Genomic DNA, 12,848 nt, shown 5'->3' on the forward strand with positions numbered 1-12,848 from the left:
AAAGACCGATGATCGCCATTATATTTGAGGTCTTTCCCGCCGAGGGGCGCACCGACGACTATCTGGCTATCGCGGCCAAACTGCGCGCTGATCTCGAACAGATCGACGGGTTCATCTCTGTCGAACGGTTTGAAAGTCTGACCACCCCCGGCAAATACCTGTCCGTGTCGTTTTTCCGTGACGAGGACGCCGTCGCCAACTGGCGCACCACCGAGGCCCACCGCGCCGCCCAATCGGCGGGGCGCGCAGGCGTGTTTTCCGACTATCGCCTGCGGGTGGCCAGTGTGATCCGCGATTACGGGATGACTCGCCGTGACGAGGCCCCCGGCGACAGCCAGATCGCCCATGATGCCCCATAAGGTGCGCGCACTCTCCCCAAACGGGTGAAAATCCCCCTCTGAAATTGCGCAAATGTCGCGAAATCCGGAAAACGCGCAATATTCGGAAAGATTTTTTTGCCCTTGAGACAGAAAATTTGCGCTTTTCGCGGTTGACGCCCCCTGCCCCCCCTCCTAATGTCCGTGCGAACGCAGCAAAGGGGCCAACAATGGCTAATCTACTAGTCATCGTCGTCGAACGAATGCGCATGGGCCGGTAACGGTAGACCATAACGGTACCCCATGCGCCCCCGCCAGAACGGGGGCTTTTTTGTTGTTACAGAGCACGGAACGGACGCACGGAGAGCAAAATGAGTAAGACCATGACCGGCGCTAAAATGGTGGTTCAGGCCCTTAAGGATCAGGGCGTCGAAGTGATTTTCGGCTACCCCGGTGGTGCTGTGCTTCCGATTTACGACGAGATTTTCCAACAGAACGAAATCCGCCACATTCTGGTGCGCCACGAACAGGCCGCCGTTCATGCGGCTGAGGGCTATGCGCGCTCGACCGGCAAACCCGGTGTGGTTCTGGTGACCTCGGGCCCCGGCGCGACCAACGCGGTGACCGGTCTGACCGACGCGTTGCTGGACAGCATCCCGTTGGTGGTTCTGTCGGGTCAGGTGCCGACGTTCATGATCGGCAACGACGCCTTCCAAGAGGCCGACACCGTGGGCATCACCCGCCCCTGCACGAAACACAACTGGCTGGTCAAGGAAACCGACCGTCTGGCGGCAACGATCCACCAAGGGTTCCACGTCGCGACCAGCGGCCGACCCGGTCCCGTTCTGATCGACATCCCCAAGGATGTTCAGTTCGCCAACGGCCACTACACCGCCCCGCCGCAGGCCGACACCAAGATGTATCAGCCCCGCGTCAAGGGCGACATCGAGATGATCACCCGTCTGGTTGAGGCCATGGAACTGGCCGAACGCCCCGTGTTCTATACCGGCGGTGGCGTCATCAACTCGGGTCCCGCCGCGACGCAGTTGCTGCGCGAACTGGTAGAGGCCACCGGTTTCCCGATCACCTCGACCCTGATGGGTCTGGGCGCCTATCCGGCGTCGGGCGACAACTGGTTGGGCATGCTGGGCATGCACGGTCTTTATGAGGCCAACCTTGCCATGCACGGCTGTGACCTGATGATCAACGTGGGCGCGCGGTTTGACGACCGCATCACAGGTCGCGTTGCGGACTTTAGCCCCAAATCGGCCAAAGCCCATATCGACATCGACCCCAGCTCGATCAACAAAACCATCCGCGTGGAAATGCCGATCATCGGTGACGTGGCCCATGTCCTCGAAGACATGCTGCGCGTCTGGAAATCCCGTGGCCGCAAGGTCAACAAAGAGGGTCTGGCCAAGTGGTGGAAACAGATCAACGAATGGCGCGCGGTGGACTGTCTGTCGTTCAAACCGGCCGAAAAGACGATCAAGCCGCAACACGCCCTTGCCCGTCTTGAAGAACTGACCAAAGGTCACGACCGCTATATCACCACCGAGGTGGGCCAGCACCAGATGTGGGCGGCGCAATACCTCGGGTTTGAGGATCCGAACCGCTGGATGACGTCGGGCGGTCTGGGCACCATGGGCTATGGTTTCCCCGCGTCGATCGGCGTGCAACTGGCCCATCCTGAATCCCTCGTGATCAACGTCGCGGGTGAGGCCTCGTGGCTGATGAACATGCAGGAAATGGGCACCGCGATCCAATACCGCCTGCCCGTGAAACAGTTCATCCTGAACAACGAACGTCTGGGCATGGTGCGCCAGTGGCAGGAACTGCTGCACGGCGAACGCTATAGCCACAGCTGGTCCGAGGCCCTGCCCGATTTCGTCAAGCTCGCCGAGGCATTCGGTGCCAAAGGCATTCAATGCTCCGATCCCGCCGACCTTGATGACGCGATCATGGAAATGATCAACTACGACGGTCCGGTGATCTTTGATTGCTTGGTGGAAAAACACGAAAACTGCTTCCCGATGATCCCGTCGGGCGAACCACATAACAAAATGCTGCTGGGCGAGGCGTCCACCAAAGACGCCATCGGCAATACCGGCGCGGTACTGGTGTAATGGGTTTCGTCGCGACAATCCTGCGTCGAAGCGCGGTGGCCGTTGCCACCGTGCTGGGCCTGTCGGGATGTCTTGGGCCCGACCCGTGGACCCTTCATCCTGATCCCGAAACCGAACACACGGTTGACGCCGCGCGCGCCCTGTTCGCGGATCGAACCCGCATCACCCAAAACAGTTTTCACGGAACCCAGATCGAATATTTCGCCGCCGATGGTCGCGCCTATCTGTGGTACCCCGGAAACTTCGGTGTTGTTCCGTCATTGTGGAAGGTCAGCGGCTATGCGTTCACCGAACACGAAATCTGCTGGCTCTACCCGACTTACAGCAAAAATTCGGTGACGGGACTGAGCGGTGGCAATTGGGAGTGTAGTCCGAGTACGACCTACAACGGCTCTCTTAGCCAATTGATTGAGGGCGATCCGTTCAATCTGGCCTCTGGCAAGGTGCCGTTCCGCCTGCCCAAGGGGAAATTCACCGCCCAAGAGCTTCTGAACCAGTGGGGCAAAGAGCCCTCGAACCTCAAAATCATTTATCCGAGGTAAGTTATGTCTGCACTAAAGATCAAAAAAGGCAGCAGCCGCAAATCGGCCTATGACCTACGCGACCCCAATGGCGAAGTGATCGAGAACCACACGCTGGCCATTCTGGTCGACAACGAGGCGGGCGTTCTGGCCCGCGTCATCGGCCTGTTCTCGGGCCGTGGCTATAACATCGAGAGCCTGACCGTGGCCGAGGTCGACCATGAGGGCCACCTGTCGCGCATCACCATCGTGACCCGTGGCACGCCCGCGGTGATCGAACAGATCAAGGCGCAACTGGGCCGTATCGTCCCCGTGCATGAGGTCCATGACCTGACGGTCGAGGGCCCCAGCGTCGAGCGCGAACTGGCCCTGTTCAAGGTCACCGGCCAAGGCGACAAACGGATTGAGGCCCTGCGCCTTGCCGAGATTTTCCGCGCCAATGTGGTCGACAGCACGCTTGAGAGCTTTGTGTTCGAGATGACCGGCACCAGCGAAAAGATCGACGCCTTTGCCGATCTGATGCGCCCGCTCGGCCTGATCGAAATGGCCCGCACCGGCATCGCCGCCCTATCGCGCGGCGCATAACGCGCCACCCGCTTTGAGACGCAAAAGGGCAGGCCACCGCGCCTGCCCTTTTTTTTGGGGTCTGACAGCCCGCTCGACACGAAACCGAACTTGGATCAGGCTAGACGAAACCAGGATTTAAAAATGCTTGATGAGACCGATCTGACGCCGAAACTGTTCGAAAACTATCGACAGTTCTCTGCGCTGCTTACCGAAATTGAGGACACAGAGGATCGCCCCTATCTCGCCTGCGAGGATGTGCTTGATGCGCATTACCTCATCTGTGAGCATTTCTTTCAGTTGGGCGAAGGCATTGCCGGTTTCGGCCCCAAGGATTTTGGTCTCTTGTCCTCGGCCATCGGTCGTCAATGGGCCTCGGCCGGCGGGATGTTTGTCTACGACGACTTTTGGGACATCGCCGCCTCGGTAATCTTCGGCTTGATCAGCGACCACCCCTTTCACGACGGCAACAAACGCACGGCGTTTCTGAGCACTGTGTTCTTTATGGCCGAGCACGGATACACCCCTGCCGTGGATATGGTCGCACTCGAAGATTTCACCGTCGAAATTGCAGAGCACAAACAAACCACCGGTCGCTACCTTGAGGTTCCCGACATCGCCGCACGTCTCAAAACGATGTTCCGCACGGATAATGCCCCGATGCCCAATCGCGTGACATTCAACGACCTGCAGGCGATCCTAAGCCAACACGGCTGCTCTCTTGAAAACCCCAATGGGAACCGCATTGGCGTGCACCTAGGCGGTCAACCCGTTTCCCAAATCGACTTTGCGGGTTGGACCCAATTGGTTTCGCGGCACGCCATCTCAATGGTCCGAAAATCGGCGGGGCTGACCGGCGTAGACACAGAGGTGTTGTTCAATGGCGCGGATCCGCTCAACATGCTGATCCAGACGTACGAAGAACCACTCAGGCGCCTCGCCTTTCGCTAACCATCCACGCGCCAATCCAGCTATAACAACAAAAGTCAGGCCACGGCCTGCCTTTTTCAATTCGGTCACGACACCGGCTCAGATCAGGCCGTAATCCATCGCCAGCGTCACCGCCTGCGTGCTGTTATTCGCGTTCAGCTTGGATTTGGCGTTCTTCAGGCGTTGCTTGATCGCCCCCTCGGACACGCCCAGCGTCTCGGCCATCTGTTTGACCAGCATCCCGTTCTTGACCATCGACAGCGCCTCTAGCTCGGCCTTGGTCAACCGGCGGGGCGGCGTGGCTTGGGCGTGGACCTGACCCAGCACATATTCGATCTCGGCCAGTTCGATATCGGTGAACTCACGATCCGCCCGCGCGAACATGCCCCACGTCCGCCCCTCGAGACCCGTTTCCCCCTGCACCGCACAGACCGCCCCGTAGGCCAGACCGAACGCGGCCGCCCGCCCCAGCACCCCCTTGGGATCGCTCAGCGCGCTCCACCGTGCGGCCCCGCGCCCGTGATAGGCCCAGTCAAAGCACGGGTCGTCGATCAACAGACCTTCGCGCGTATAGGTTTCAACCCAACGTTTCGGAAACCGGTTACACTCGGACAAGGGGAAGGCAAATCCAACACGGACTGCCAAATAGAAACCTGCGGGCGCGATGCGATCCAACCCATAGGTCGATACCGATCTCATCATACGTATAGTCTTTCCCTAAAAGCTCATCTTTCGTATCTATGGACGGCGCACTTGTCATGTGCTGATTTTATGACCAACCGACTTTCTTACATATTCATCAACCCAAGCACGAAATTGCATGAGACTCGCACCCCAAATTGTTGAAAACCTACAGGAATTAGCGAGTTTCTGCCCCAAGGGGTTCGCCTTGGGGATGCATATGCGTTTCGCGGGGGCCAAGGTGATCCTTCTGACCTACCCCACCGCATGGGTGACGATTTACGATGCCGAAGGCCTGTTGCCCCATGATCCGACGGTGCGGTGGGCCATGGCCAATGACGGGATGATCGACTGGACTGACCTGTCTGGTGATGACCCTAAACAGGTGATGACGCGGGCGCGGGCGTTCGGGCTGTGCTATGGGTTTACCCTGTCGCTGACGCAGAACGGATCGCGCAGTGTGCTGGGCACGGGTCGCCCCGACCGCCCCTACTCCACACCGGAAAAGACGCGGATTAGGGAATTGGTCAGCGCACTACACGATGCGACATTGAATTGCGGCGATGAGATGCAGGACAGTCTGGACCGATTGTCGTTTGAACTGACGCATCCTGTTGAAACAGGATCGCCTAGCCCGCGATAAGGGCGCTCAGGACGACCCAGCCCGCGATTTCACTGACCAGTTGCGTCGCGCCAAGGACATCGCCGGTTTGCCCGCCGACTTTCGCCCTGGCAACCCATGCGACCCATGCGGCGCTTAGGGCCATCACCACGGCCAGAACAACCGCCGCGCCGCCCAGTGCGCCACCCGCGATCACCGCAACCGCCATCCCCGGCAGGGCCACGGCAAAGCGGCCTCCGACCGCGCTGTGACCTAACCCGTCGGCGCGGGCGGGCGGCAGGATCAGAAGGACGGCCAGCATGCACAGGCGGCTGAACACGGCGACGGCGATAAACGCCGCCCCCATCGCAGGCGTCCCTGCCAGCGCCGTAATCCCCGTGACCTGCACCGCAATCGACAGGATCAATGCGATCACGCCATAACTGCCGATGCGGCTGTCGCGCATGATTTCCAATCGGCGGGCGATGTCATGCCCGCCCCAGATGCCATCGGCGAAATCGGCCAACCCGTCATAGTGCAGCCCGCCGGTGATCATCGCCCCCGCCAGAACCGTTAGAACGGCGGCCATGGCTGCCGGCACCCCAAGGGCCAACAGGCCCGCGCAAATGCCCCACAGGATCGCCCCGATCCCCGCCCCAACGAAGGGAAAACTCCACGCGCTGGCGGCGATACTGGGCACAGGATCGCGCAACTGTCCGGCGGGCAGACGGGTCAACATCATGACCCCCACCTGCATCTCGGACAGGCGCGCGCGGATCATGCGTCCGACACCCCTGCCTCGGCAAAGGTGGCCATCCCGTTGTGACATTCAAGCGCCGCGCGCACGATGTTCAACGCCAAGGCCGCTCCGGACCCTTCGCCCAGTGCCATGCGGAAATCCAGAACGGCGGATTTACCCATCGCGGTCAGGATCTTGCTGTGGCCGGGTTCGGCGCTGGTGTGACCGACAAGGCAATGCGCCAAGGTGTCGGGCGACATCGCGAACAGGGGCGCAACGGCGGCGGTACAGATATAGCCGTCGATCAGAACCGGCACCCGCGCCTGACGCGCGGCCAGAACCGCGCCGCAAATCGCGGCCTGCTCACGCCCGCCCACGGCGGCCAGACGGGCCAGACCGGCGGTGTCCTTGTGCAGATCGACCGCGCGCGCCACGACCTCGGCCTTATGCGCGATGCCGTGGGCGTCCGAGCCCGTACCGCGCCCGACCCAATCGGCGGCCTCGCCCCCGAAACAGGCCATGGCCATCGCGGCAGCGATGGTGGAATTCCCGATCCCCATTTCGCCCAGCAACAGGATATCCGCGTTCGGATCAACCGCGCGCGCACCTGCGACCATGGCCGTGACGGTGTCGGCCTCGCTCATCGCGACGGTGGTCGAGATATCACCGGTCGGGCGGTCAAGCTCCAATGCCACCACCGACAGATCCGCGCCCGAGACGCGGCACAGCTGGTTGATGGCGGCGCCGCCTGCCTCGAAATTCGCGACCATCTGCACGGTCACTTCCTGCGGGAAAGGGTTTACTCCTTGGGCACAGACCCCGTGGTTGCCTGCAAACACGACGGCCTGGGCCGTGTCGATCACGGGCCGGGCCGTGCCCCGCCATCCGGCGATGAATGCGGCGATCTCTTCCAACTGACCCAGCGATCCCGGCGGTTTCGTCAGGGTGTTCTGGCGCGCGGTCGCGGCTTCGGCCGCAGCCGTGTCAAACGCGGGCAGCGCGGCGATGATCGCCTCAATCTCGGCAAAGGATGTGGCGTCAGACATAGGGGTCATGCGGTTTCACCTGTATTGGACAGCCCGACACGACCAGAAAGACCTGATCGCACTCGGCTGCGAGTGTTTGGTTCAATTTGCCAGCCGCATCCCGAAACCGGCGGGCCAGCGCATTTTCCGGAACAATACCGCCGCCCACCTCGTTCGTGACCATCAAAACCGGCGCTTTTTGGTCCTTGAGGGACGCGATCAGGGCCTCTGTCTGGGCCACGATATCCATCTCCTGCATCATCAGATTGCTCAGCCAGATGGTGATGCAATCGACCAGTCGGGGCAGATCCCCATCCGTCTCGCGCAGCGCCTGTGGCAGATCAATCGGCGCGGACACATTGTCCCACTCGGGACCACGGCGCGCCTGATGGGTGGCGATACGATCGGCCATTTCGGCGTCAAACGCCTCGGCCGTGGCGATATAGACCGCCCTTTCGGATCGTGACAGGGTCAAAGCCTCGGCAAACTGGCTTTTGCCAGACCGCGCTCCCCCCGTGATAAGTATCGACTTTCCCATGGTTCCGTGACAAACCAAAAACCCGATACAAAGAAAAGACCTTTTGTGATGCAGGCAGGTGTTCCGGGATGCTTTATCTGATCCGTCACGCCCCGACCGTGGCGCAGGGCCGCCTGTGTGGCCGCACGGACGTGGATGCCATCACGATGGCGGATGAGGTCACCGCGCGTGTGCGTGCCCATATCCCCGCCCCGTCCCGCGTGATTACCAGCCCCGCCAAACGCTGTGTCCAGACGCATGCGATGGTGTTTGGCGCGGATGCGCCCCTGCCCCCCAGCGACCCGCGCCTGTGGGAGCAGGATTTCGGCGATCATGAGGATACCCCCTATGCCGAACTGCCCGATATCGGGGTGCTGGCCGGTGATGAGCTGGCCGCCTATTGCCCCCCGAATGGCGAAAGCTTTGCCGCCATGTGCGCCCGTGTCGCGCCCGCGCTGGTCGAGGCCGCATCGGGCGACGGCGATGTGGTGATCGTGGCCCATGCGGGCACGGTGCGCGCGGCCCTTGCGCTTGCCATCGGATCGCCCGGCCCCGCCATGGGGTTTGAGGTGGCGAACCTGTCGGTCTCGACCTTTCGTGGCTATGACGGCGGGTTGTCCGTCGGATCGGTGAACTGGACCCCATGAGCGCACAGGCAAGCATCACCGGTCATTTTGGCGAATGGCTGCAGGGACGGATGGGCCCCGACGGTCGCCTGTCCCTGATCACCGTCAATTGCCCAGCCCTGTCCGTGCGGGTCAAACGGCGTGACGACCCGATCCTGACCTTGGTCCAAGAGGGCCGTCCGGTCCTGTCGCGCAAACGGGCGCGAGCCTTGCTGGACCATATGAACCTGCCGGTCTCGGGCTGTTTCACCATCGACCATGACATGCCTGCGGGCGGCGGCGCGGGGGCCTCGACCGGTGCGTTGCTGGGCGTATTGGCGGCGGCGGGATGCGACGCCCCGCCCGAGGACCTGGCCCGCGCCTGTGTCGCGATTGAGGGCGCCAGCGACCCGATCATGTTCCCCCATCCCGATGAAATGCTCTGGGCCTCGCGCCGCGCCGAGATCGTGCAACAGATCGGCGCGATCCCCGAATGCGAAATCGTGGGCGGCTTTTTGCCCTATACCGAACGGACCGAGCCCGAGGACCTGCAATTCCCCGATATTTCCGACCTTGTCCCGGAATGGGAGCGCGCGATTGCCTGTGGCGACCTGCCCGCGCTGGCCGATCTGGCCAGCACCTCGGCCGAGCGGACAACCACCCTGCGCGGCCCCGAAAAGGACATCACGCCGGTCCTGCGCAAATCGCTGGGTGCGCTGGGGCATATCCGTGCGCATACCGGTTCGGCGCGCGGGTTGGTGTTTGAACGCGGCACCGTGCCCCCCGATGCGGTCGATCTGTTGCGTGCGGGCGGGTTGACCCGCGTCATCCACTTCACCACCGGACGAGCCCCATGAACACGGTTTTGATGATTGTGCTGGCGATGGGGATTGATGCCGCCGTCGGCTGGCCGGATGCGCTCTATCGTCGGATCGGGCACCCCGTGACATGGATGGCGCGCGGAATTACGGCGCTGGACCGCGCGCTGAACCACGCGGGTCTGGGTGCACGGGTGCGTCAGATACGCGGGGGGCTGACCGTTCTGATCCTCTGCGCGCTGACATGGGGTATCGTGGCGGTGTTGCAGGGGATTCTGCCCAATGGGGTCGTCGGCACCGTCATCGGCGCGATACTGGCATGGCCCCTGATCGCGATCCGGTCGATGCATGACCACGTCGCCGCCGTGGCGCGTCCCCTGATCGCGGGGGACCTGCCCGCCGCGCGCCTTGCCGTGTCGATGATCGTCGGACGAGACCCGAACCTGCTCGACACCGCAGGTGTGACCCGCGCAGGGTTGGAGAGCCTTGCCGAGAACACATCCGACGGCATTGTCGCGCCGGTGTTTTGGGGCGCGGTGCTCGGCCTGCCCGGCATCGCGACCTATAAGATGATCAACACGATGGATTCCATGATCGGCCATCGCACTGAAAAGTATGAGGATTTCGGCAAGGTCGCCGCGCGTCTGGACGATGTGGTGAACCTGATCCCTGCGCGCCTGACCGGTGTGATTTTTGCGATCTGCGGCGGAAATTTCACCCGCGCATGGGCCGTGATCCGCGCCGATGCGGCCAAGCATCGATCCCCCAACGCCGGTTGGCCCGAAGGCGCGCTGGCCGGATCGCTGAACATCCGTCTGTCGGGGCCGCGCCAATACGGTACCCACACGGCGGAGGAGCCGTGGTTGAACGGCGCCGCCCCCGATCCGGTGGCCAGCGATCTGGCGCGGGGGCTTGCGCTCTATCGGCGGGGCATGGTTCTACTGGCGGCGATTCTGGGGGCGATGGCCCTGACGCTTTAGGGGGCGAGATGCGCGATCACGGCGGAAATCTGGACTGGGCCGTTGCGGAGTTCGGCGGCGCATTGGCCGATTGGATCGACCTGTCGACCGGCATCAACCCCGCGCCCTATCCGATTGGCGACATCCCGGCCGAGGCTTGGGCGGTCCTGCCGCGCAAATCGACTATGGCGCGCCTCTGTGACATCGCGGCGGACTGTTACGGCACCACCGCCGCCATCGCGCCCCTTTCGGGTGCCACCGGAGCGATTCAGGCCGTGCCTTACCTGCGCACCCGTGGCAGCGCGCGGGTGATCGGCCCGACCTATAACGAACACGCCGCCGCCCTGCGATCCGCCGGTTGGACGGTTGAGATGGTCGCGGACCTAAACGCCCTTGCCGGTGCCGATCTGGCCATCGTGGTGAACCCCAACAACCCCGATGGACGCTGTTACGCGCCGAAGGATTTGTTGGCGCTGGCGGAGCACGTTGGGATGCTGATCGTTGATGAGAGTTTTGGCGATGCGCGGCCCGATCTAACGCTATGTCATCACATTAACGATGATACGCAAGATATTATTATTGAACGGTCTTTTGGGAAATTCTACGGCCTTGCCGGTGTGCGTTTGGGCTTTGCCATCAGTGGTCAGTCGATCATCGACCGCCTGCGCGATATGGCCGGTCCGTGGCCCGTTTCCGGCCCTGCGATTGATGTGGCCTGTCGTGCTTTGGCGGACCGCGATTGGCAGGCGGCAACGATTGCCCGTTTGACCGCCGATTGCGTCCGTCTGGACGCGCTTGCCACCGCGCGTGGATGGGTGCCGGTCGGGGGTGAGGGTTTGTTCCGGACCTATGACACGCCGGATGCGGCGGCGGCGCAAAACCATCTGGCGGGTCACAAAATCTGGACCCGCATCTTTCCCTATTCCGATGGCTGGATCCGCCTTGGCCTGCCCCATGGCGCGGCGCAATGGGATCGCGTCGCGGCGGCGTTTGACTAGATCACTCGGCCAGCGCCAGCATCCCGCCGACGTCCAGATGCGCCTCTAGGTGATCGGCCAGCGCGTCCAGAACACCCTCAACCGTCGCGTCATAGCCCCCGCCCGAGCTTGCCCCCAGTGACGCAAGCCACGCCGCACGGAACCCGTCATCGCGGAACATCCCGTGCAGGTAGCTGCCCACTGCGCGACCATCGGCGGACATGGCGCCCTCGGCGCGGCCCTCCATCATGGCAAAGGGGCGCGCGCAATCGGGGCCGTCCGTGCGCCCGATGTGGATTTCATAACCCGAAATCGGCTGGCCGGTGACCTGATGGATCGCCTCGACCTCGGTCAGGCGTTTGTCGCCGGTCATGACGGTGCTGACGTTCAACAGACCCAGACCCGGCGTATCGCCGCGCGGCCCCTCGATCCCGTCGGGGTCGGACACCATATTGCCCAGCATCTGATAGCCGCCGCAAATCCCCAGCACCCGACCGCCGCGCCGCATATGGGCGTGCAGGTCGATATCCCAGCCCTGTTGACGCAGAAACGCCAGATCGCCGCGCGTGGATTTCGATCCGGGCAGGATCACCACATCCGCGTCCCCCGGAATGGCCTGACCGGGGCCCAGCATCGTCAGGCGCACGTCGGGCTCTTGGGCCAGCGGGTCCAGATCGTCGAAATTCGCGATCCGCGACAGGCGCAGGCACACGATATGAACCGACCCGCCCGCGCCGCCGGAACGGATGTCCAGCGCGTCCTCGGCCGGTAGCTTCCATGCCTCGGGGAACCACGGCGCGACGCCAAACCCTTGCCAGCCGGTGCGCTCGGCAATCAGGGCATAGCCGTCGTCAAACAGGCTGGGGTCGCCACGGAATTTGTTGATCAGGAACCCGCGCACCCGCGCCGCGTCCTGTGCGTCCAGAACCGCCTGTGTGCCGATCACCTGCGCAATCACCCCGCCCCGATCGATGTCGCCGATCAGGACCACGGGCACATCGGCGGCCACGGCAAAGCCCATATTGGCGATGTCGCCCGCGCGTAGGTTCACCTCGGCCGGACTGCCCGCGCCCTCGACAATCACCAGATCATACTGGGATTTCAGTCGGTTAAAGCTATCCAAAACCGCATCCATCAATTGCGGCTTTAACTTCGCGTATTCCCGCGCCTTGGCGGTGGTCAAACGGCGTCCCTGCACCACGACCTGTGCGCCGACGTCGGTTTCGGGTTTCAACAGCACGGGGTTCATATCCGTGTGCGGCACCAACCCACAGGCCAACGCCTGAAGCGCCTGCGCCCGCCCGATTTCGCCCCCATCACCGGTGACGGCGGCGTTGTTGGACATGTTTTGCGGCTTGAACGGCGCAACCGACAGCCCCCGACGGCGCGCCGCGCGGCACAGCCCCGCCACCAGAACCGATTTCCCGACGTTGGACCCCGTCCCTTGCAGCATCAGCGCGGGCATGGA

General features: G+C 62.7%; 15 protein-coding genes. 10 read left to right on the plus strand and 5 right to left on the minus strand.

All coding sequences use genetic code 11. The features are described 5' to 3' along the window. The first annotated feature begins 8 nt into the window (after window positions 1-8). From R1W00_RS01200 to R1W00_RS01220, 5 genes are all read left to right on the plus strand, one after another. The gene (locus R1W00_RS01200) at window positions 9-359 is read left to right on the plus strand and encodes an antibiotic biosynthesis monooxygenase (protein ID WP_317260887.1); all 351 of its coding nucleotides are present in this window, start codon (window positions 9-11) and stop codon (window positions 357-359) included. 329 nt (window positions 360-688) lie between these two features. Further along, window positions 689-2,443 (plus strand): acetolactate synthase 3 large subunit, encoded by a 1,755-nt coding sequence (locus tag R1W00_RS01205; RefSeq protein ID WP_317260888.1) that lies wholly within the window; start codon window positions 689-691, stop codon window positions 2,441-2,443. Next, complete coding sequence (locus R1W00_RS01210) at window positions 2,443-2,985, plus strand: hypothetical protein (protein WP_317260889.1); 543 nt, start codon at window positions 2,443-2,445, stop codon at window positions 2,983-2,985. The genes R1W00_RS01205 and R1W00_RS01210 overlap by 1 nt, the downstream gene beginning before the upstream one ends. A gap of 3 nt (window positions 2,986-2,988) precedes the next feature. After that, entirely contained in the window at window positions 2,989-3,549 is a 561-nt protein-coding gene (ilvN, locus tag R1W00_RS01215; RefSeq protein ID WP_317260890.1) for an acetolactate synthase small subunit, read from the plus strand. A gap of 123 nt (window positions 3,550-3,672) precedes the next feature. Continuing rightward, window positions 3,673-4,479 (plus strand): type II toxin-antitoxin system death-on-curing family toxin, encoded by an 807-nt coding sequence (locus R1W00_RS01220; protein WP_317260891.1) that lies wholly within the window; start codon window positions 3,673-3,675, stop codon window positions 4,477-4,479. 78 nt (window positions 4,480-4,557) lie between these two features. Here R1W00_RS01220 and R1W00_RS01225 read toward each other — a convergent pair whose 3' ends face one another. Continuing rightward, the gene (locus tag R1W00_RS01225) at window positions 4,558-5,160 is read right to left on the minus strand and encodes a helix-turn-helix transcriptional regulator (protein WP_317260892.1); all 603 of its coding nucleotides are present in this window, start codon (window positions 5,158-5,160) and stop codon (window positions 4,558-4,560) included. Window positions 5,161-5,278: 118 nt separating this feature from the next. On the opposite strand from R1W00_RS01225, the gene R1W00_RS01230 reads away from it, so the two are divergent. After that, entirely contained in the window at window positions 5,279-5,782 is a 504-nt protein-coding gene (locus tag R1W00_RS01230; protein ID WP_317260893.1) for an autoinducer binding domain-containing protein, read from the plus strand. Here R1W00_RS01230 and R1W00_RS01235 read toward each other — a convergent pair. The 3 genes from R1W00_RS01235 to cobU are packed head-to-tail and all read right to left on the minus strand — an operon-like array spanning window position 5,769 to window position 8,042. After that, complete coding sequence (locus R1W00_RS01235; protein ID WP_317260894.1) at window positions 5,769-6,521, minus strand: adenosylcobinamide-GDP ribazoletransferase; 753 nt, start codon at window positions 6,519-6,521, stop codon at window positions 5,769-5,771. The two genes, R1W00_RS01230 and R1W00_RS01235, sit on opposite strands and share 14 nt — an antisense overlap. Then, window positions 6,518-7,534 (minus strand): nicotinate-nucleotide--dimethylbenzimidazole phosphoribosyltransferase, encoded by a 1,017-nt coding sequence (gene cobT / locus R1W00_RS01240; RefSeq protein WP_317260895.1) that lies wholly within the window; start codon window positions 7,532-7,534, stop codon window positions 6,518-6,520. The genes R1W00_RS01235 and cobT overlap by 4 nt, the downstream gene beginning before the upstream one ends. Continuing rightward, window positions 7,518-8,042 carry a bifunctional adenosylcobinamide kinase/adenosylcobinamide-phosphate guanylyltransferase gene (gene cobU / locus R1W00_RS01245; protein ID WP_317260896.1) on the minus strand — a complete coding sequence of 175 codons (525 nt, stop codon included), beginning with the start codon at window positions 8,040-8,042 and terminating at the stop codon, window positions 7,518-7,520. The genes cobT and cobU overlap by 17 nt, the downstream gene beginning before the upstream one ends. A gap of 68 nt (window positions 8,043-8,110) precedes the next feature. Here cobU and R1W00_RS01250 point away from each other — a divergent pair, with 68 nt between their 5' ends. From R1W00_RS01250 to cobD, 4 genes are read left to right on the plus strand one after another with little or no spacing between them, the layout of a single operon-like run. Continuing rightward, window positions 8,111-8,668 (plus strand): histidine phosphatase family protein, encoded by a 558-nt coding sequence (locus R1W00_RS01250; protein WP_317260897.1) that lies wholly within the window; start codon window positions 8,111-8,113, stop codon window positions 8,666-8,668. After that, window positions 8,665-9,483 carry a propanediol utilization protein gene (locus tag R1W00_RS01255; protein WP_317260898.1) on the plus strand — a complete coding sequence of 273 codons (819 nt, stop codon included), beginning with the start codon at window positions 8,665-8,667 and terminating at the stop codon, window positions 9,481-9,483. The genes R1W00_RS01250 and R1W00_RS01255 overlap by 4 nt, the downstream gene beginning before the upstream one ends. Next, window positions 9,480-10,424, plus strand: coding sequence for an adenosylcobinamide-phosphate synthase CbiB (cbiB, locus tag R1W00_RS01260; protein ID WP_317260899.1), 945 nt, complete (start codon window positions 9,480-9,482; stop codon window positions 10,422-10,424). The genes R1W00_RS01255 and cbiB overlap by 4 nt, the downstream gene beginning before the upstream one ends. Before the next feature lie 8 nt (window positions 10,425-10,432). Next, window positions 10,433-11,401 (plus strand): threonine-phosphate decarboxylase CobD, encoded by a 969-nt coding sequence (gene cobD, locus R1W00_RS01265; RefSeq protein ID WP_317260900.1) that lies wholly within the window; start codon window positions 10,433-10,435, stop codon window positions 11,399-11,401. A gap of 1 nt (window position 11,402) precedes the next feature. Here the strand turns inward: cobD and R1W00_RS01270 are convergent, their stop codons facing one another. Then, window positions 11,403-12,845 carry a cobyric acid synthase gene (locus R1W00_RS01270; protein ID WP_317260901.1) on the minus strand — a complete coding sequence of 481 codons (1,443 nt, stop codon included), beginning with the start codon at window positions 12,843-12,845 and terminating at the stop codon, window positions 11,403-11,405. Between the last annotated feature and the right edge of the window lie 3 nt (window positions 12,846-12,848).

The organism is Rhodovulum sp. FJ3 (assembly GCF_032918305.1).
Taxonomy (GTDB): Bacteria; Pseudomonadota; Alphaproteobacteria; order Rhodobacterales; family Rhodobacteraceae; genus SAT37.

Coding starts and splice junctions, on each gene's coding strand:
- R1W00_RS01200 (WP_317260887.1), top strand. CDS start 9: ATGATCGCCATTATATTTGAGGTCTTTCCCGCCGAGGGGCGCACCGAC.
- R1W00_RS01205 (WP_317260888.1), top strand. CDS start 689: ATGAGTAAGACCATGACCGGCGCTAAAATGGTGGTTCAGGCCCTTAAG.
- R1W00_RS01210 (WP_317260889.1), top strand. CDS start 2,443: ATGGGTTTCGTCGCGACAATCCTGCGTCGAAGCGCGGTGGCCGTTGCC.
- ilvN (WP_317260890.1), top strand. CDS start 2,989: ATGTCTGCACTAAAGATCAAAAAAGGCAGCAGCCGCAAATCGGCCTAT.
- R1W00_RS01220 (WP_317260891.1), top strand. CDS start 3,673: ATGCTTGATGAGACCGATCTGACGCCGAAACTGTTCGAAAACTATCGA.
- R1W00_RS01225 (WP_317260892.1), bottom strand. CDS start 5,160: ATGATGAGATCGGTATCGACCTATGGGTTGGATCGCATCGCGCCCGCA.
- R1W00_RS01230 (WP_317260893.1), top strand. CDS start 5,279: ATGAGACTCGCACCCCAAATTGTTGAAAACCTACAGGAATTAGCGAGT.
- R1W00_RS01235 (WP_317260894.1), bottom strand. CDS start 6,521: ATGATCCGCGCGCGCCTGTCCGAGATGCAGGTGGGGGTCATGATGTTG.
- cobT (WP_317260895.1), bottom strand. CDS start 7,534: ATGACCCCTATGTCTGACGCCACATCCTTTGCCGAGATTGAGGCGATC.
- cobU (WP_317260896.1), bottom strand. CDS start 8,042: ATGGGAAAGTCGATACTTATCACGGGGGGAGCGCGGTCTGGCAAAAGC.
- R1W00_RS01250 (WP_317260897.1), top strand. CDS start 8,111: ATGCTTTATCTGATCCGTCACGCCCCGACCGTGGCGCAGGGCCGCCTG.
- R1W00_RS01255 (WP_317260898.1), top strand. CDS start 8,665: ATGAGCGCACAGGCAAGCATCACCGGTCATTTTGGCGAATGGCTGCAG.
- cbiB (WP_317260899.1), top strand. CDS start 9,480: ATGAACACGGTTTTGATGATTGTGCTGGCGATGGGGATTGATGCCGCC.
- cobD (WP_317260900.1), top strand. CDS start 10,433: ATGCGCGATCACGGCGGAAATCTGGACTGGGCCGTTGCGGAGTTCGGC.
- R1W00_RS01270 (WP_317260901.1), bottom strand. CDS start 12,845: ATGCCCGCGCTGATGCTGCAAGGGACGGGGTCCAACGTCGGGAAATCG.